This window comes from Paraburkholderia sp. DHOC27 (assembly GCF_003429005.1).
Taxonomy (GTDB): domain Bacteria; phylum Pseudomonadota; class Gammaproteobacteria; order Burkholderiales; family Burkholderiaceae; genus Paraburkholderia.
Genome location: NZ_QVQV01000013.1, coordinates 85588 through 103252, shown reverse-complemented (window position 1 = coordinate 103252; position 17665 = coordinate 85588). Strand labels below are relative to the sequence as shown.

Below are 17665 nucleotides of genomic sequence, written 5' to 3'. Positions count from 1 at the left end.
TTCTGCCTGAGTTTTGGAAAACGGTTCTGTTATCCGAACACGCGGCGTGCGTGAATGCCGAGTCCCGTCGCGACGCTGGCGAGGCGGTCGCCGAAAACCGGTTGTGCGTCGGGAAATGCCGCGGCCAGCGCGGTTGAGAGAAACGCCAGGCCCGTCGAGCCGCCGGTGAAATAGATCGCGCTGACATCGCGCGGGGCGACGCCCGCTGCCTGCACCGTGTCGCGGGCCGCCTGCACGATGCGCAGGGTTTCGTCGTGACCCGCCTTGACCAGTTGGGCCTCGTCGAATGCCAGACGCAAATCCTCTTCCACCAGTTCCAGATCGATCATCGTCTCGCCGCCCGCCGCCACGCCGATCTTGGCCTCTTCCGCGTGGGCGGCCAGCGCGTGCCCGAGGCGGCGCTCGACCACGCGCATCAGCCGGTCGTGCTGGGTCACGTTGGTGAACAGATGGCGCATCAGCGCCAGTTCGCTTACGCGCTTGGGCGCGTAAACCGTGTTGATCAGATGCCAGGTGGCGAGATCAAAGTAAATCCGGTTCGGCAGTTCGCGCCCTTCCGGATCCAGCGACTGGTAGCCCAGTTCGCGCAGAATGGTGCCCAGTTCGACGCGCCGGTCGAAGTCCGTGCCGGCGACGTGCACACCGTGGTGGGCCAGCACGTCGTCCTTGCGCTCAACCCGCTTCATCCGCTCGGGTCCGACGCGCACCAGCGAAAAGTCCGACGTACCGCCGCCGATGTCGGCCACCAGCACCAAACCCTCTTCTGTCAGATGCGACTCGTAGTCGAAGGCCGCGGCGATCGGCTCATACTGGAAGTGAATCTCGCGCAGTCCTACCGAACGGGCCGCCGCTTCCAGTTGATGTTGCGCCAGTTGGTCCGCACGCGGATCGTCGTCGACAAAGAACACCGGGCGTCCGAGCACCGCGCGATTGATGGCTGCGCCCGCGCTTGCCTCGGCGGACCGCTTCAGATGATCGACGAAGATCGCAATCACTTCCGTGTACTTGATCGCCGAACCGTCGCCGAGATCCGTGGAATTCTCGGCGAGCGCCGAACCGAGGATGCTCTTCATCGAGCGCATGAGCCGGCCGTCGAAGCCGTCGATGTATGCCTCCAGCGCCGCCCGTCCAAAATCGCGGGTGTTTTCGTCGGTGTTGAAGAAGACCGCGGTGGGCAGCGTGGTGTACGCACCTTCGACTGGCGCGAGGCGCAGCGCGGCGCCGTCGGGAACGGCAACGGCGGAATTCGATGTGCCGAAGTCAATCGCGCAATAGGTCATGGCAGGGAATCGCCGCTTGCGGCTGGCGCGGACAGGAAGAGGATGGGCTTTGTATCACGAAAATGCGGCGGGTATCAACTGAAGTCGGTCTGACGGTTCGCCGTGCGCTCGCGTATCCAGCGGGCGCGACAAACCCGTCGTCAAACCGCACGCCTGGCTTCCGCCCATCAGACGCGGAACGCCATCTCGTACAAGGCACCCGCCGCGTCGCAGCGGAACGAAAATTGCTCATCCGCACAGGATACGCTGGTCAATTTTCCTGACACGAGGAGATTTATCGCAATGGCCGAACCGCCTACCGCAGCGGTGCAGGAAAAACCGCAGGCCGTGATCGAAACCGATCTCCCGTCGCGCCTCGACCGTCTGCCTTGGGGCCGGTTCCATTCCCTGATCGTGGTCGCGCTCGGCGTCACTTGGCTGCTGGACGGTCTGGAAGTTACCTTGGCGGGCGCCGTGGCCAGCGCGCTCAAGACCAGCCACACCCTGCACTTTTCCAACACAGATATTGGGCTCGCCGGCAGCGCCTATATTGCAGGCGCGGTGCTCGGGGCGCTGGGATTCGGCTGGCTCACCGACCGACTCGGCCGTCGCAAGCTGTTCTTCATCACGCTGTCACTGTATCTCGCGGCGACCGCCGCGACGGCGCTGTCATGGAACCTGGCGAGTTTCCTGCTGTTTCGCTTCCTGACCGGCGCGGGGATTGGCGGCGAATACACGGCCATCAATTCGACGATCCAGGAATTCACGCCCGCCCGCGTACGCGGCTGGACGGACCTCGGCATCAACGGCACGTTCTGGGTGGGCGCCGGCATCGGTGCGGCAGGCTCGCTCGTGCTGCTCGATCCGCATCTGCTACCGGGCGATTGGGGCTGGCGCGCGTGCTTCTTCATCGGCGCGGCGCTGGCGCTCGCGATCCTGCCCATGCGTATCTGGGTGCCGGAGAGCCCGCGCTGGCTGCTCACGCACGGCGAGGCGCAAGAGGCAACGGAGATTGTCGAGGGGATCGAAGCACGCTTTCGCGAGACCGGACACCGCCTCGACGACACGTCGTTTACCCGTTTGCGGTTGCGGACCCGCGACCACACCCCGCTCGCTGAAGTGTTCCACGCAATTTTCACCGTGCACCGGCGACGCGCGCTGGTCGGCTTGTCTCTGATGACCGCGCAGGCGTTCTTCTATAACGCCATCTTCTTCACCTATGCGCTGGTACTCACCGATTTCTACCACGTGCCGGGCGACCACATCGGCTGGTATCTGCTGCCGTTTGCGCTCGGCAACTTCCTCGGGCCGCTCTTGCTGGGGCGTCTGTTCGACGTGATCGGCCGGCGCAAGATGATCGCGACTACCTACGCGCTATCCGGCATCCTGCTGACAATCAGCGGCTATCTGTTCGAGCAGCAATGGCTCACCGTCACGACCCAGACGGCGGCGTGGATGGTGATTTTCTTCTTCGCCTCGGCCGCTGCGAGTTCGGCTTATCTGACGGTCAGCGAATCGTTTCCGCTGGAGATCCGCGCGCTGGCCATCGCACTGTTCTACGCGTTCGGCACCGCGCTGGGCGGCATCGCCGGACCGGCCTTCTTTGGACGACTGATCGATACCCACCAGCGCAGCGAAGTTTTCACGGGCTACTTGGTCGGCTCGGCGCTGATGGTGGGTGCAGCGATCGTCGCGGGCATCTGGGGGGTGGATGCGGAGCGGAAATCGCTGGAGAACGTGGCCGCGCCCTTGTCCGCGGTCGGCGAGGGGGAATGAAAAAGCGCAGTCCGTGTGGACTGCGCTTTTATCTTTTCATGCTGCCTGAGCGTGACCCGAAGCCTGAATCACCACTCACCCGCTATAAATATCAAAACGCTTTTTTCCACGCGCCGCTGAACGCAATGTCACTCAGCGGCAGACGCGTGCGCACCGACTTCTCACGCTCGCGCAACACCGGATCGAGCTTGTCCACTTCGCCGAAATGCCCGAGCGAGATCATCGCAATCACCTCCACATCGTCAGGAATCGCGAAGGCCTTGCGGAACGCATTGACGTCGAAGCCGCTCATCTGATGCGCCGCGAGTCCCAATGCGTGTGCCTGCAGCACCAGCGCCATTGCGGCCGCGCCCGTGTCGTACGGCGCGCAGCGGTTTATTTCGCCCTTGTTGGTCAGCGTATGCGTGGTCGCTGCGATCAGCACCGGAGCCGGCGCGTTCCAGCCTTGATTGAACGGCACCAGCGTGGCGAAGGCGCGCTTGAACGAGACTTCGTCGGCGCTGCGGTCGAACACCATGAAACGCCAGGGTTGGAGGTTATACGACGAGGGCGCCCAGCGCGCCGCTTCGAGAACAGCATGAAGATGCTCGCGGCTGACCGGCTCGCTCGAATAGGCGCGCGGGCTCCAGCGGCCGGCGATCAGTTCGTGGATAGGAACGGCGGTAGGGGCGGGTTTGTTGGCCATGCGCTTCTCTCGGTCGAAATTCATGATCGACGGGCAAGAGCCCGGGGCCACATAGCATAACCGGGGTTTGCAACGCGCGCTTTAAATGCCGGGAAGAAATGCAGTGGAATGCGGTGATGAAACGCGCCTGTCCAACGAGGGCGAAGAAACGCGGCGGTCAAAAGCGGTGGTCCAACGACAGCGGTGAAGGCGGCGGTCAAATAAGGCGGTGAAACACGGCGGCGAAACAAAGGTAGCGAAACGAAGACGGCGAAATGTGGCGGTCCGAAAACCGCGCGTCAAGACCGCCGCGCAAGGCGGCGGCCCGCAGCAGCGGGCCGCCCCTCGTTCAAACAGGCTGTGGAGTCGCCGCCCGCTCGCCGCGATTGATACGCAGCACGATCACCGACGCCACCAGACACAGGCCGCCCGAAATCATCGACGCCACGGTGTACGTGCCAAGGCTCGAGCGCAGCATGCCGGCGCCGAACGCAGCGAACGCCGCACCAAGCTGGTGGCCGGCCACCACCCAGCCGAATACGACCGGCGCGGCTTCCTTGCCGTAGACATCCGTGGCGAGACGCACCGTGGGCGGCACCGTCGCGATCCAGTCGAGCCCGTAGAACAGCGCAAAGAGCGGCAAGCCGAAGAAATCGATCCCAAACGCGTGCGGCAGATACATCAGCGAGAGCCCGCGCAGGCCGTAGTAGAAAAACAGCAGCACGCGCGCGTTGAAGCGATCCGACAGCCAGCCCGAGAGCGTCGTGCCGAACAGGTCGAAAATTCCCATCGCGGCCAGCAGCGATGCGCCCTGCACTTCGCTCAGCCCGTAGTCGCCGCACATCGCGATCAGGTGCGTGCCGATATAGCCGTTGGTGCTCGCGCCGCAGATGAAGAAGCTGAAGAACAGGAGCCAGAAGTCGCGCGTCTTGCTCGCCATCGCCAGGGTGCCGAAGGCGATCGCCAGCGGATTCTGTTTCGTGACGTTGGTGACGATGGGCGCGTCGGCGGGTTCGCCGTAGGGGCGCAGTGTCAGATCGGCAGGACGTTCGGGCAGCAGGAAGGCGATCAGCGGCAACACGATGGCCGCCGCGCCCGCTACCACCCACACCACGGGACGCCAGCCGTGGTGCTCGGCAATCGCCGCCAGCAAGGGCAGGAACACCAGCTGACCGGTGGCCGAACTGGCGGTGAGGATGCCCATCACCAGCCCGCGATGCGTGGTGAACCAGCGGTTCACGACCGTAGCCGACAGCGACAACGCCGCCACGCCGGTCGCGCCGCCCACCATCACGCCCCAGATGAGGATCATTTGCCACGGATGCGTCATCAGCGAAGACAGCCCAACGCCCGCAGCCATGACGCCCATCGCGACCAGCACGGTGGGGCGCACGCCGAAGCGCTGCATGGCGGCTGCCGCGAACGGCCCCATCAGGCCGTACAACGCGATATTCACCGAGATGGCGAGCGAAATGGTGGCCCGGCTCCAGCCAAACTGATGTTCCAGCGGCACCATCATCACGCTTGGCGTGGCCCGCGTTCCGGCGGCGGCCAGCAACACCAGAAACACCACCGCTACGGTCAACCACCCGTAGTGGAAGCGCCCGCCAATCATTCTCGCTGCCCAGTTCATCGCATCTCCAGACGGCGCACACCTGCTATCTCGCGCCGGGTCTACTTTATTACGGCTTTCGTAAAGGACTTGTGACAGATCAGTCACAATAGTGTTGCGATCTTAGTGACTGGTCAGTAACATGTCAAGGCATCCGCAACTGGAAGTGGACCCACCATGTCACGAAACGAAACCTCAAACCCCACCGGGGCGGCCCGCCGCTCGCGTGTGCAGACCGCCGGCCCGCTGGCGCAGGAGCGTCTGCTGCGCGCGGCCGGCGAACTGTTTTATCGGGAAGGCGTGCGGACCGTGGGGGTGGATGCCGTCGTCGAACGGGCGGGCGTCAACAAAATGAGCCTGTACCGCCAGTTCTCGTCCAAGGACGATCTGGTGCTCGCGTATCTGCAGCAGGCGGATCAGCGGTTTTTCAACTACGTCGAAAAGAGCTTCGCCATGCATCCGGGCGAGCCGGCCAAACAGCTTCAGCAATATTTTGACGATCTCGCCGTGCGGGCTTCGGTCGAGGACTATCGCGGCTGTCCGTTCGTCAATGTGGCCGTGGAATTTCCCGACGCGACGCACGCGGCCCGACAGTTTGTGTTCGACCAGAAGGCGCGGCTGCTGGCGCGGCTGACCGAACTGGCAACGGCGGCCATCGCCGATGATCCTGTCGCGCTGGCGCACGGACTCGGATTGTTGATCGAAGGCGTGTATGCCGCGAGCCAGACCTACGGCCCCGGTTGTGGCGCGATTCTCGCCGCGCCGCGCGTGGCCGCGCTGTTGATTGCCGCTGCCTGTCCGCCAGCCGTGGCGGTCTCCTGATGATCTACGCGTGATCTCCGCCATCTCATAGCGCGCCGGTAAAATAGCGGCTCTTGCTACGTTTTCAGCCGCGCTTTCCCCCATGCCGCTTTCCGCAGATTCCAACGAAGTCATCCTCTCCAACACCCGCCACTGGCTCACGCGCGCAGTGATTGGCCTCAATCTGTGTCCGTTTGCGAAAGCCGTGCATGTGAAGAACCAGATCCGTTACGCGATCAGCGAAGCGACCAGTCTGGAAGGTGTCCTGATGGATCTCGAGGCGGAACTGAACACGCTGGCCGAGACTGATGCCGCGCAGATCGACACCACGTTGTTGATCATCCCGCACGCGTTGGCGGAGTTTCTCGACTACAACGACTGCCTGTTCTTCGCGGACCAGCTGCTCAAGCAAATGCGACTGGCAGGCGAACTGCAGATTGCGAGCTTTCACCCTGCGTATCAGTTCGAAGGCAGCGAAGCGGACGATATCGAGAACTACACGAACCGTGCGCCCTATCCGATTCTGCATCTGCTGCGTGAAGCGAGCATCGAACGCGCGGTGGATGCGTTTCCGGATGCCGCGGACATCTACGAGCGCAATCAGGACACGCTGCGCCGCCTCGGGTTGGCGGGCTGGCAGAAGTGGATGAGTGAGCCGGCTGGAGAGTGAGCGGCCTAAGCCGCTTGCACCTCTTTAAGCTTCGACGAAAAACCGCTCGCGCAACTCCGCGAGACCGAGCGACTCCATCACCTCGTTCAGACGCTCCGCCGGACGCCGGCGCGGTAAATCCTTGTACTGGGCGATGATGAGTTCGTTCTTCATCGAATGCTCCCAGCCAACCAGTTCCGTCACGCTGACCTGATAGCCGTGCGCCTCGAGTTGCAGGCAGCGCAGCACGTTCGTGATCTGGCTGCCAAATTCCCGCGTGTGCAGCGGATGCCGCCAGATTTCCGTCAACGCATTGCCTAGCGATTTGCTCTTGTTCTGGCGCAGCACGCCGGCCACCTCGGCCTGACAGCACGGCACGACCACGATGTATTTCGCATGCTTCTGCAACGCGAAGCGGATCGCGTCATCCGTCGCGGTATTGCAGGCGTGCAGCGCGGTGACGATATCAATCGTCTCCGGCAGGCGTTCGGAGGTAATCGAGTCCGCAACGGACAGATTCAGAAACGACATCCCCTTGAAGCCGAGCCGCGCCGCCAGTGCCTCGGAACTCTTCACCAGCTCTTCGCGCGTCTCGATGCCGTAGATGTGCGATTGATCCTGTTGCTCCTTGAAAAACAGGTCATACAGGATAAAACCCAGATACGACTTGCCCGCGCCGTGATCGACGAGCGTCAGATCGCCTTGGGTTTCTTTCAGATCTTTCAACAACGGCTCGATGAACTGGAACAGGTGGTAGACCTGTTTCAGCTTGCGGCGACTGTCCTGATTCATCTTGCCGTCGCGCGTCAGGATATGGAGTTCCTTCAGCAATTCGACGGATTGGTTGGGACGGATTTCGTGAGTTTTGATCGACATCGCACAGACCGACATCCTTTACACGGCGAACGTGCGAAAGGCGACGGATAAAAGGAAAAGTTGCTGCCAGTTTACCCAAAGCGCGGCACGACCACTGATTCACCGCCGCGATGAGACGCAAACCGGGCCTTTCCTGGAACACTTCCTGCTCTAAATGGGAGCGCGGAGCGAACCAGAGGGCACGTGATAAGCGCGATATGCGGTCAAAGTCCTGTTTCAGGCCGTATAAGAACAACAAACACACTGTCGGGCGCTGTTTCGATAAGCGAACCGCATGCGTGTGGGGGAGGTCGGACCCGGAACATGGGGCCGAACGTTACGTAACCTGCAGTGCGCCGCGATCTTAACTGGAAGCGCGCTCAGAAGAAACTTGAGGCGGCAATGGATACGATACCCAACGGCAACGCCGAACAGAAGTTTCAGGAATTGCTGACCAAACTTTTGGCCACCCCCGCGTGGTCCGAGAAGCAGCAGCTCGAACTGGAAATGGCCCGTGACATCTCCGTGGAGATGCTGCGCCTCGCCGAAGCGATGCGCGACGGCAGCGTCGATATGGAAACCTGCCTGACGATGCTGAAGTACGCGAAGGTGCTCGACTTCGTGATGACGACGCTCGCGTCGCGCCGCGATATCAAGCCGCAAACACTGCGCGTCATTTTCAAGCTGGCCGGCCTGAAGGTCGACGAGGAGTACCCGGGCTGAGCCCGGCATGCCGCTTCGTCGCGCGGTGGGCACGGCGAAGCACGACGATCATGGCCGCTCACACGGCAGCGGCCATGCTTGACGCTTTCACACGATCGTCAGGTGTACCACCGTTTTCGCGGCACGCTGCATTGCAGCATTCGGCAATCCGGCCCATTCCCCTCGAAGCTTTGCAGCGCCAGCATCTGCCTCGGATATTTCGAGCATCGTAGTCCTTAGCTTCTCCACGTTATGCCGCAGTGCGGCACATCAGACATCGCATCCACACTGTGGAACGGTCAATGAATTGGCTTGACCGGATTTCTTCGGACCTCCTACTATCGGCATCGTGTCCTGCTTGATGCTCGCGTCACTCACGCGCGTCACTCGCGCGCGCGGTTTCGGCGCGAAGCGTCGCTCAAGGGGAGCCCTGATCATCACGCAGTCTCGCCGGCAGAGCGAGACGCACACGACAAGATGCGCCGCCAGCAGGCATCGCAGCGGACCGCGCGCTTCACAAAATGGATGCCGCCACGGAGGAGACGTTGTCATGCGCAAGATGCGTTGGGTCGTGATCTTTCTGTGTTTTCTCGCCATCGCAGTGAACTATGTAGACCGCGCGAATCTGGCGGTCGCGGCACCGCAGATCGAAAAATCGCTCGGCATCGGACCGGCCGAAATGGGCCTGATCCTCAGCGGCTTTTTCTGGACCTACGCGTTCATGCAGATGCCGTTCGGCTGGTTCGTCGATCGCGTCGGCGCGCGGATCGCGCTGCCACTGGCGGTGGGCTGGTGGTCGCTGTTCACGGCGGCGACGGCCGTGGCGAGCAGCGTCGGCGCGATGTTCGGCTGCCGTCTGATGCTCGGCGTCGGCGAGGCGGGGGCATACCCGTCGTGCGCGAAACTCGTCGCGCAGTGGTTCAAGCCAGCCGAGCGCGCAATCGCCACCAGCATCTTCGATAGCGGCTCGCGAGTCGGCTCGGCACTCTCCATTCCGCTCGTCGCGCTCATCATCAGCACGGCCGGGTGGAAAGCGTCGTTCGTCATCACGGGCCTCGTGGGCATTCTTTGGATCGTCGGCTGGCTGGTGATCTATCGCAGCCCCGCGCACGGCGACATGACCGGCCCCACGGATGCGATCGTGCCGCGCCCCACGCGCTCCGCGGTTCCGCAAGCCACGTGGGGCTCGCTGTTTCGCCACCGCACGCTGTGGGGCATGATGCTGGGCTTCTTCTGCCTGAACTTCGTGATCTACTTCTTCATCACGTGGTTTCCGAGCTATCTGGTGCAAACGCGCGGCTTTTCGCTGAAATCGCTCGGCACCCTCGGCATGATTCCGGCACTGGTCTCGATTCCGGGCGGCTGGCTCGGCGGTCTCGTCTCCGATGCGCTCTACCGGCGCGGCTGGAGCCTCACCGCGTCGCGCAAGACGTGCATGGTGGGCGGCATGCTGCTGTCGTCGGTGATCACGCTCTCCGCGTTCACTTCGAACGTGTACCTGATGCTGGCGTTCTTCGGCGTCGCGTACGGCAGTCTCGCGTTTGCCGCGGCGAGCATCTGGTCGCTGCCGGCCGACGTCGCCCCGACGCCGAATCACGTTGCGTCGATCAGTGGGATTCAAAACTTCGCGTCGAATCTGGCGGGCATCGTCATCACCACCTTCACCGGCGTGATGGTCGCCTTGACGAAGGGCTCGTTCACGATTCCGTTGATCGTCGCCGGCGGCTTCTGTTTTCTGGGCGCGTTCAGCTATCTCGTGATCGTGGGACGCATCGAACCTTTGCCCGCGGAACCGGGCGGCCAGCACGGCGGCACGGAGGCGGCGCGTTCGACGGTTTGAGGTTTTGAGTGCGCGAGTTCGAGGCGTGTAGGCTGGCCGGATGATTGGATGGCTGGCGCTGAGACGGAGTCGCGCAATCTGCGCGGAGACTTGATCTGCTGCGACCGCGCGATGAGCTTGTGGCCCGCTGCAACCGCACCGCATTTGCTGATGCGTCGCGTGAGCGGTCGGCCCAGTTGCGTGACGGCCCGGCGCGGTCCTGCGCGGATCGCGCTCAATCTCGCGTTTGCCCCGCACCGCACACGGTGGGAAAATAGCGCGCTTCGTGCGCCGCGCCTCGTGCATCAGGCTTTGTGCGCGGGCCGCGCGCAACGTGTCTCGTACGAATTGCGTTGAACCGCGCGGCGCGTGCTGCCAGAGCGCCCCCCCTCCACCAGAAAAGCACCGCATGCCCACTTCCCTTGATTCCGCTAGCGTCGCCGTAATCGGCGGTGGTCCTGCCGGCCTGATGGCCGCCGAGACGCTGGCTCGCCAAGGTGTGCGGGTCGATGTCTACGACGCCATGCCGTCGGTGGGTCGCAAGTTTTTGATGGCGGGCAAAGGCGGGATGAACATCACGCATTCGGAGCCGCTCGAACCGTTCCTCGGGCGCTACGGCGCGCGACGCGCCCAGATCGCGCCGCTACTCGACGTCTTCGGACCAGACGCGCTGCGGACATGGCTGAAAGAGCTGGGCGTGGAAACCTTCGTCGGGAGTTCGGGGCGGGTCTTTCCCACGGACATGAAAGCGGCGCCCATGCTGCGAGCATGGCTGCATCGTCTGAAAGAAGCGGGCGTGCGATTTCACATGCGCCACAAGTGGACCGGCTGGGTCGACGCGGAGGTCGGCCTTCAGCCGCAGGCGCTGCGCTTCAACACGCCGGACGGGGAACGTACCGTCAAAGCGGATGCCGTGATTCTCGCCCTGGGCGGTGCAAGCTGGCCGCGCCTCGGCTCAGACGCCGCGTGGGTGCCATTGCTCGGCGAACGCGGTGTGGCCATCGCGCCGCTGCGTCCCGCGAATTGCGGCTTCGAGGCGGACTGGAGCGACTTCTTTCGCGCCCGCTTTGCCGGACAACCGGTGAAGCCCGTCGCCATCCAGGTGACGGATGTAGACAAAAAAGTCCAGAATCGACAAGGTGAGTTCGTCGTGACCGAAACGGGCATCGAGGGGAGCCTGGTGTATGCGATGTCGGCGGCGATCCGCGAGCGGCTGTTGGCGGACGGCCGCGTCACCATCGAACTCGATCTGGCGCCCGATCTGCCGCTACAGCGCGTGATCGACGAAGTCACCCGGCCGCGTGGCTCGCGGTCCATGTCGAGTCATCTGCAAAGCCGGATCGGCCTGGGCGGCGTGAAGGTCGGCTTGCTGCACGAGGCGTTGTCGAAGGAAGCTTTCACCGATGCCACGCTCGTCGCCCACACGATCAAGCAGCTATCGCTAACTCTCACACGACCACGGCCGATCGAAGAAGCCATCAGCAGCGCGGGCGGCGTGCCCTTCGAAGCGGTGGATGCTCATCTGATGGTCGAGCAACTGCCCGGGGTGTTCTGCGCGGGCGAGATGCTGGACTGGGAAGCGCCGACTGGCGGCTATCTGCTCACCGCGTGCTTCGCGAGCGGACTGGTCGCAGGGCGTGGCGCGGCCGCGTGGCTCGGCGGCCGGAACGGCGGCGCACGAACCTAAGCGCGCAAACGGAAAGGCGGATGGCTCAGCAAAGCTCGAAGGTTGTGACGTAAGGGTTGCGGCTCGACGCCCCGCCTCGCACCCGACCCCGCTTCAACGCACCTTCAACCGCCACAACGACGTCACTTCAGCCATGCGCGCCGCATGCAGCGGATCCGTCTCATCAGTGGACTTCGGATGCCGCGGACGGACGTCCTCGCGGCCCGCCACCGTCAGCCCTGCTTTCTCGATCGCCGACAGCAGGAATTCGCGCGTGCGCAGGCCCAAGTGTTCAGCAAAGTCGGACAGGATCAGCCAGCCCTCGCCGCCCGGCGACAGATGCTCCGCGAGCCCATTGAGAAAGCCGAGCAGCATGTGGCTTTCCATGTCGTAGATGGCATATTCGATCGGCGACGCGGGCCGCGCCGGCACCCACGGCGGATTGCAGACCACAAGCGGCGCGCGGCCTTCGGGGAAGAGATCGGCCTCGATCACCTCGACCTGCTGCGCATAGCCGAGCCGCTCGATGTTCTCACGCGCGCAGGCGAGCGCACGCGGGTCCTGATCCGTGGCGACGATCTTCTTGACGCCCCGTTTGGCCAGCAGCGCGGCCAGTACGCCGGTGCCGGTGCCGATGTCGAACGCCTTGTTCAGCGAAGGCAGCAGCGTACGCGCCACGAGATCCACGTACTCGCCGCGCACGGGCGAGAACACGCCGTAGTGCGGATGAATGCGCTCACCGAGCACCGGAATCTCGACGCCCTTCTTGCGCCACTCATGCGCACCGATCAAGCCGAGCAGTTCGCGCAACGAAACCACGGAGGGTTCATCGGCGGCCCCGTACGTCTCAATGCAGGCCTGCTGCACATCGGGCGCACGGCGCAGCGGGATCGTGTACGTGGCGTCGAGCGGAATCAGCAGCATGCCGAGCGTGCGCGCGCGTTGCGACTGCGCCTGACGGTGAAAGTTGAAGGCGTCGATCAGTGTCTCGGCCTGCTTGCGCGGCTTGCGTTCGAGACGCCGCGTCACCGCCTGCAAAAGCTGGCGGGCGTTCTGGAAATCACCCTGCCACAGCAGCGCCGTCCCTTCGCAGGCGAGGCGGTAAGCGGTATCCGCCGTGGTACGGTCATCTGCCACGACCACGCGTTTGGGCGGCGGCACGGCCGCTTCGGAGCGCCAGCGGGCAGAGCGGGGGCCTTCGGCTTCGGGCCAGGTAATGGTGGCGGGCGTGGCGGACAGAGACATGGTGAACCAGGAAGTGATTGCTCGGACGACGCAGCAAAACTTGCGTCTTGGGCGGCCGTATGGCCGGGTGGACTTGGGCGGTGCCGAATGATGCCCGAATACTGACGCCTGCGTACGCCAAATCGAAAACCCGCAGATAGCCGAACGCTCCGGCTTGTCATATAATAGCGCCCTGCTTTCGCCCCCTTAGCTCATTTGGTAGAGCACTTGACTTGTAATCATGAGGTGGTCTGTTCGAATCAGACAGGGGGCACCAGAATGACGACGGGCTACGCGATGTTTGCGTAGCCCGTTTTGTTTTTGGCCTGAGTTTTTAGGTCCGGTTACTTCACGACCTTCAGATGACCCCGGCCGCCGGCTTTCGATCCATCGTCGTCGGGCTTGGGACCGTCATCATCCTCATCGTTCGCCCTGACGTCTTTCGACTCTGCCGCAGGCGCAACCTCAAGCGCACGCGGTCCCGCACCGGCCGCCTTCACCGGCGGTTCGACTTCTTCCGTGGTTTCTTCATCCGCGCCGGAATCGGTGGCCTCGCCGCCCGCTGAATCGACCGGGAACGCCATGCCCTGACCGTTCTCGCGGGCGTAGATGGCGAGGATGTTCGCCACCGGCACTTCGATCTTGTGGGACTTGCCCGAAAAGCGCGCGCTGAATTCGACCCACTCGTTGCCCATCTGCAACTGGCTGGTGGCCTCGAAACTGATGTTCAACACGATTTCGTTATCGCGTACGAACTGGCGCGGCACACGCGTCTGATTGTCGACGCGTACTGCGATATGCGGGGTATAGCCGTTATCCGTGCACCACTCGTACAGCGCACGCAGCAGATAAGGCTTGGTGGAAATCTCTTGCATCAACTGTCCTCATACCAGGCGGCGCGCCGCACTTCGTCGACACCGGGCGCTCAAACTCGACGCCCGGCGCGCAACGCCCCGCCTTCAGGCCAAACTCAACGACGCATCACCTTTTCCGACGGCGTCAGCGCTTCGATATACGCCGGACGGCTGAAAATACGCTCGGCGTATTTCATCAGCGGCGCTGCGTTCTTCGACAGTTCAATGCCGTAGTGATCCAGACGCCACAGCAGCGGCGCGATCGCCACGTCGAGCATCGAGAACTCTTCGCCGAGCATGTACTTGTTCTTCAGGAAGATCGGCGCGAGTTGCGTCAGACGATCACGAATCGCGAGACGGGCCTTCTCGTGATTCTTCTCGGCAGCCTTGCCCTTTTCGTTTTCCAGCGTGCCAACGTGGACGAACAGTTCCTTCTCGAAGTTGAGCAGGAACAGGCGCGCGCGTGCCCGTTGCACCGGGTCGGCCGGCATGAGTTGCGGATGCGGGAAGCGTTCGTCGATGTATTCGTTGATGATGTTCGATTCGTACAGAATCAGGTCCCGTTCGACGAGGATCGGCACTTGACCATACGGATTCATCACAGCGATGTCTTCCGGTTTGTTGAACAGGTCGACGTCGCGGATCTCGAAGTCCATGCCCTTCTCGAACAACACCAGCCGGCAGCGCTGGGAGAACGGGCAAGTTGTGCCGGAATACAGAACCATCATGTTTACGTTTCCTCAAAAAGCTGAAGGGCCAGCGCGCGGAAAAACCGTCCAGCGGTCTTTCCTTGCGCCGGCCCCACGCCAGTCATGGCGTGATTATTTGATATCTTTCCAATACGCGGCGTTCAATCGCCAGGCGAAAAAGCTCAGGATGCCGAGGAACAGCAGCACCCACACACCCAGGCGGTGGCGGGTTTGCTGCGTGGGTTCGGCCATCCAGGACAGGTACGACACGAGATCGGCCACATCCGAATCATAATCCACCGGCGATAACGTCCCCGGCGTGACCTGCTGATAACCGACGAATTTATGGACTGTTTCCCCGCTCCTTTCGTCGACTACGTCATCGAACTTCGCCGTACGCTGCCCCTGAAGCTGCCACAACACGTTGGGCATGCTCACGTTTTCATACACCAGATTGTTCCAGCCGGTTGGCCGCGTATCGTCGCGATAAAAGCTGCGTAAATACGTGTAAATCCAGTCTTTGCCTCGCGCCCGCGCCTCCAGCGACAAATCCGGCGGCGTGGTGCCGAACCACGCTTTCGCGTCGTCCGGCTTCATCGCGATCGTCATCGTGTTACCGATCTTATCGGTCGTGAACAGCAGGTTTGCCTGAATTTCCTGCGGCGTCAGCCCCAAACTGGTCAACGAACTGTACCGAACCAGGTTGGCGCTATGGCAATTCAGGCAGTAGTTTACAAACAATTTGGCGCCGTGCTGCAAAGAAGCGAAATTGTCCGCGTTATCGGGCGCGCGGTCGAGCGGGAAATTGTCGTCCGCATACGCGGGCGCCGCCAGCAACGCGAGCGCCAACGTCAACGATGCAGCCCCGATCACAGCGAGCCTCGCAAGTATTTTTCTCATCTTCGTGTCTCCTTGGCCTGCGATTAATGAGGCTTGAACCGCACCCGTTCGGGTGGCTGCTTGAAATTGCCAAGCGGCGTCCAGAACGGCATACCAAGGAAGAACGCGAAATAAATCAGCGCGCAAATCTGCGCAATCAAGGTCGCGGCGGGCGACGGCGGCTTGGTTCCGAGGAACGCCAGCGTCAGGAAGGCCAGCACGAAAATGCCGTAGAAGACCTTGTGGAAAAACGGCCGGTAGCGAATCGACTTCACCGGCGAGCGGTCCAGCCACGGCAGGAAGAACAGCGAGATCACCGCGCTGCCCATCACCACCACGCCCCAGAACTTCGATTCGGTGAAGAACATGGCCAGAATCACCAGCACGGCCAGCACCGGCAATCCCACCTTCCATTTGCCGCGGGCCCGCACCAGCGCGAACAGCCCCAGCAGCGCGATCACGATCATCAGCACGACCTTGAACGGATCGGTGGTGGCGCGCAGCATCGCATAGAACGCGGTGAAGTACCACACAGGGGCGATCTCCGACGGCGTCTGCAGCGGATTGGCCGGGATGAAGTTGTTGGCTTCGAGGAAGTACCCGCCCATCTCCGGCGCAAAGAAGATGATTGCCGCGAAGATCAGCAGGAACACCGCGACGCCCATGAAGTCATGCACAGAGTAGTACGGGTGGAACGGAATGCCGTCGAGCGGGATGCCGTTCGCGTCCTTCTTCGCCTTGATCTCCACGCCGTCCGGATTGTTCGAGCCCACTTCGTGCAACGCCACGAGGTGCGCCACTACCAGCCCGATCAGCACCAGCGGAATCGCGATCACGTGAAACGCGAAGAAGCGGTTCAGCGTGACGTCCGACACCACGTAGTCGCCGCGAATCCACAGCGACAGGTCCGGGCCGATGAACGGAATCGCCGAGAACAGGTTCACGATCACCTGCGCGCCCCAGAACGACATCTGGCCCCACGGCAGCAGGTAGCCGAAGAATGCCTCGGCCATCAGACACAGGAAGATGGCGCAGCCGAAGATCCACACGAGTTCGCGCGGCTTGCGATACGAGCCGTACATCAGCCCGCGGAACATATGCAGGTACACCACGACGAAGAACATCGACGCGCCCGTCGAGTGCATGTAGCGGATCAGCCAGCCCCACGGCACCTCGCGCATGATGTACTCGACCGAAGCGAACGCCAGCGTCGCATCGGGCTTGTAGTTCATGGTGAGGAAAATGCCGGTGACGATCTGGTTGACCAGCACAAGCAACGCCAGCGAGCCGAAGAAGTACCAGAAGTTGAAATTCTTCGGCGCGTAGTACTCGGAGACGTGCTTCTTCCACGTCGCCGTCATCGGAAAACGGCGGTCGATCCAGCCGACCAGCCCGGTGGTCTCTGCCTCGTGTTCGATCGCCATTACGCTTCTCCTTTCTCGTCCTTACCAATCACGAGCTGCGTGGCAGACGTGAACATGAAACGAGGAATGTCCAGGTTCTGCGGCGCAGGTTTGTTCTTGAAGACGCGGCCGGCCAGGTCATAGGTCGAGCCGTGGCACGGGCACAGAAAGCCGCCGGGCCAGTCGTCTGGAAGATTGGCTTGCGCGCCTTCCTGGAAGCGCGGCGTGGGTGTGCAGCCCAGATGGGTGCAGACGGCAACCGCGACGAGAAGATTCTTGTGTTCGGGCCGTGAGCGGAATTCGTTGTTGCAGTACTCCGGCAACGGCATCGAGAAAGGTTTTTCGGTATGGGGATCCGCTACTTCGTTATCGGCTTTCTGAACATCGGCGAGCATGCGGTCGGTACGGTTGAGAATCCACACCGGCTTGCCACGCCAGGCAACGGTCATCATGTCGCCCGGCTTCAAATTGCTAATATCGGCTTCGACCGGCGCGCCGGCAGCCTTGGCTTTTTCAGATGGTGCAAACGAACTAACAAAGGGTACGACAGTGGCAACACCGCCTATGCCACCTGCTACGGTCGTCGCGATCAGCCAGGTACGCCGGCCACCATCGACGAGCTCATCTTCTTTGTCTCGCATCACACGCCCCACTTCTGAGTTGGATTTTTCCTTCACGTCTCTTCTACCGACGCTAGTTTGCTCGAATGGAGTCGCCATTTACAAGGCCCGAATGCCAAAAACCGTGCGAAGTCTTTGATATCCAAGGGTTTCCCCGGACCAATCAGAAACTTTTTTGTATCTCCTTTTAAGT

At 62.2% G+C, this 17665-nt stretch carries 16 protein-coding genes and 1 tRNA gene; 7 read left to right on the top strand and 10 right to left on the bottom strand.

The window, feature by feature from the left end; translation table 11 throughout:
* Positions 1–29 precede the first annotated feature (29 nt).
* Positions 30–1280 (bottom strand): Hsp70 family protein, encoded by a 1251-nt coding sequence (locus D0B32_RS30775; RefSeq protein ID WP_117338089.1) that lies wholly within the window; start codon positions 1278–1280, stop codon positions 30–32.
* A 282-nt stretch (positions 1281–1562) separates the two neighbouring features.
* On the opposite strand from D0B32_RS30775, the gene D0B32_RS30770 reads away from it, so the two are divergent.
* The gene (locus D0B32_RS30770) at positions 1563–3035 is read left to right on the top strand and encodes an MFS transporter (protein ID WP_117338088.1); all 1473 of its coding nucleotides are present in this window, start codon (positions 1563–1565) and stop codon (positions 3033–3035) included.
* Positions 3036–3126: 91 nt separating this feature from the next.
* Here D0B32_RS30770 and D0B32_RS30765 read toward each other — a convergent pair whose 3' ends face one another.
* Positions 3127–3720, bottom strand: coding sequence for a nitroreductase family protein (locus tag D0B32_RS30765; RefSeq protein ID WP_117338087.1), 594 nt, complete (start codon positions 3718–3720; stop codon positions 3127–3129).
* 328 nt (positions 3721–4048) lie between these two features.
* Entirely contained in the window at positions 4049–5332 is a 1284-nt protein-coding gene (locus D0B32_RS30760) for an MFS transporter (RefSeq protein ID WP_117338086.1), read from the bottom strand.
* Positions 5333–5488: 156 nt separating this feature from the next.
* Here D0B32_RS30760 and D0B32_RS30755 point away from each other — a divergent pair, with 156 nt between their 5' ends.
* On the top strand, positions 5489–6133 hold the full coding sequence (locus D0B32_RS30755) for a TetR/AcrR family transcriptional regulator (protein WP_117338085.1): 645 nt from the start codon (positions 5489–5491) through the stop codon (positions 6131–6133).
* An 82-nt stretch (positions 6134–6215) separates the two neighbouring features.
* Entirely contained in the window at positions 6216–6782 is a 567-nt protein-coding gene (locus D0B32_RS30750; RefSeq protein WP_117338084.1) for a DUF1415 domain-containing protein, read from the top strand.
* A 24-nt stretch (positions 6783–6806) separates the two neighbouring features.
* On the opposite strand, the gene D0B32_RS30745 is transcribed toward D0B32_RS30750, so the two are convergent.
* A complete protein-coding gene (locus D0B32_RS30745; protein WP_117338083.1) occupies positions 6807–7637 on the bottom strand; it encodes an SAM-dependent methyltransferase in 831 nt (276 codons plus the stop codon).
* A 381-nt stretch (positions 7638–8018) separates the two neighbouring features.
* Here D0B32_RS30745 and D0B32_RS30740 point away from each other — a divergent pair, with 381 nt between their 5' ends.
* The 3 genes from D0B32_RS30740 to D0B32_RS30725 all read left to right on the top strand — a co-directional run bounded on the left by D0B32_RS30740 (position 8019) and on the right by D0B32_RS30725 (position 11824).
* Positions 8019–8339: a DNA-binding protein gene (locus D0B32_RS30740; RefSeq protein WP_117338082.1), complete on the top strand. Its 321-nt coding sequence runs from the start codon at positions 8019–8021 to the stop codon at positions 8337–8339.
* A gap of 529 nt (positions 8340–8868) precedes the next feature.
* Positions 8869–10158 carry an MFS transporter gene (locus D0B32_RS30735; protein ID WP_117338081.1) on the top strand — a complete coding sequence of 430 codons (1290 nt, stop codon included), beginning with the start codon at positions 8869–8871 and terminating at the stop codon, positions 10156–10158.
* Positions 10159–10546: 388 nt separating this feature from the next.
* On the top strand, positions 10547–11824 hold the full coding sequence (locus tag D0B32_RS30725) for a TIGR03862 family flavoprotein (RefSeq protein WP_117338079.1): 1278 nt from the start codon (positions 10547–10549) through the stop codon (positions 11822–11824).
* Positions 11825–11917: 93 nt separating this feature from the next.
* Here the strand turns inward: D0B32_RS30725 and D0B32_RS30720 are convergent, their stop codons facing one another.
* Complete coding sequence (locus tag D0B32_RS30720; protein ID WP_117338078.1) at positions 11918–13048, bottom strand: class I SAM-dependent methyltransferase; 1131 nt, start codon at positions 13046–13048, stop codon at positions 11918–11920.
* A 180-nt stretch (positions 13049–13228) separates the two neighbouring features.
* Between D0B32_RS30720 and D0B32_RS30715 the strand changes: the two genes are divergently transcribed.
* Positions 13229–13304 (top strand) — tRNA-Thr (locus D0B32_RS30715).
* A 67-nt stretch (positions 13305–13371) separates the two neighbouring features.
* Here the strand turns inward: D0B32_RS30715 and D0B32_RS30710 are convergent.
* The 5 genes from D0B32_RS30710 to petA form a co-directional block, all read right to left on the bottom strand.
* On the bottom strand, positions 13372–13902 hold the full coding sequence (locus D0B32_RS30710) for a ClpXP protease specificity-enhancing factor (RefSeq protein ID WP_117338077.1): 531 nt from the start codon (positions 13900–13902) through the stop codon (positions 13372–13374).
* Between the two features lie 95 nt (positions 13903–13997).
* Complete coding sequence (locus tag D0B32_RS30705; RefSeq protein ID WP_006052302.1) at positions 13998–14609, bottom strand: glutathione S-transferase N-terminal domain-containing protein; 612 nt, start codon at positions 14607–14609, stop codon at positions 13998–14000.
* A 93-nt stretch (positions 14610–14702) separates the two neighbouring features.
* A complete protein-coding gene (locus D0B32_RS30700) occupies positions 14703–15470 on the bottom strand; it encodes a cytochrome c1 (RefSeq protein ID WP_117338076.1) in 768 nt (255 codons plus the stop codon).
* Between the two features lie 23 nt (positions 15471–15493).
* Entirely contained in the window at positions 15494–16873 is a 1380-nt protein-coding gene (locus tag D0B32_RS30695; protein ID WP_117338075.1) for a cytochrome bc complex cytochrome b subunit, read from the bottom strand.
* Positions 16873–17493, bottom strand: coding sequence for a ubiquinol-cytochrome c reductase iron-sulfur subunit (gene petA, locus D0B32_RS30690; protein WP_117338074.1), 621 nt, complete (start codon positions 17491–17493; stop codon positions 16873–16875). Before petA ends, D0B32_RS30695 begins: the two co-directional genes overlap by 1 nt.
* Positions 17494–17665 lie beyond the last annotated feature (172 nt).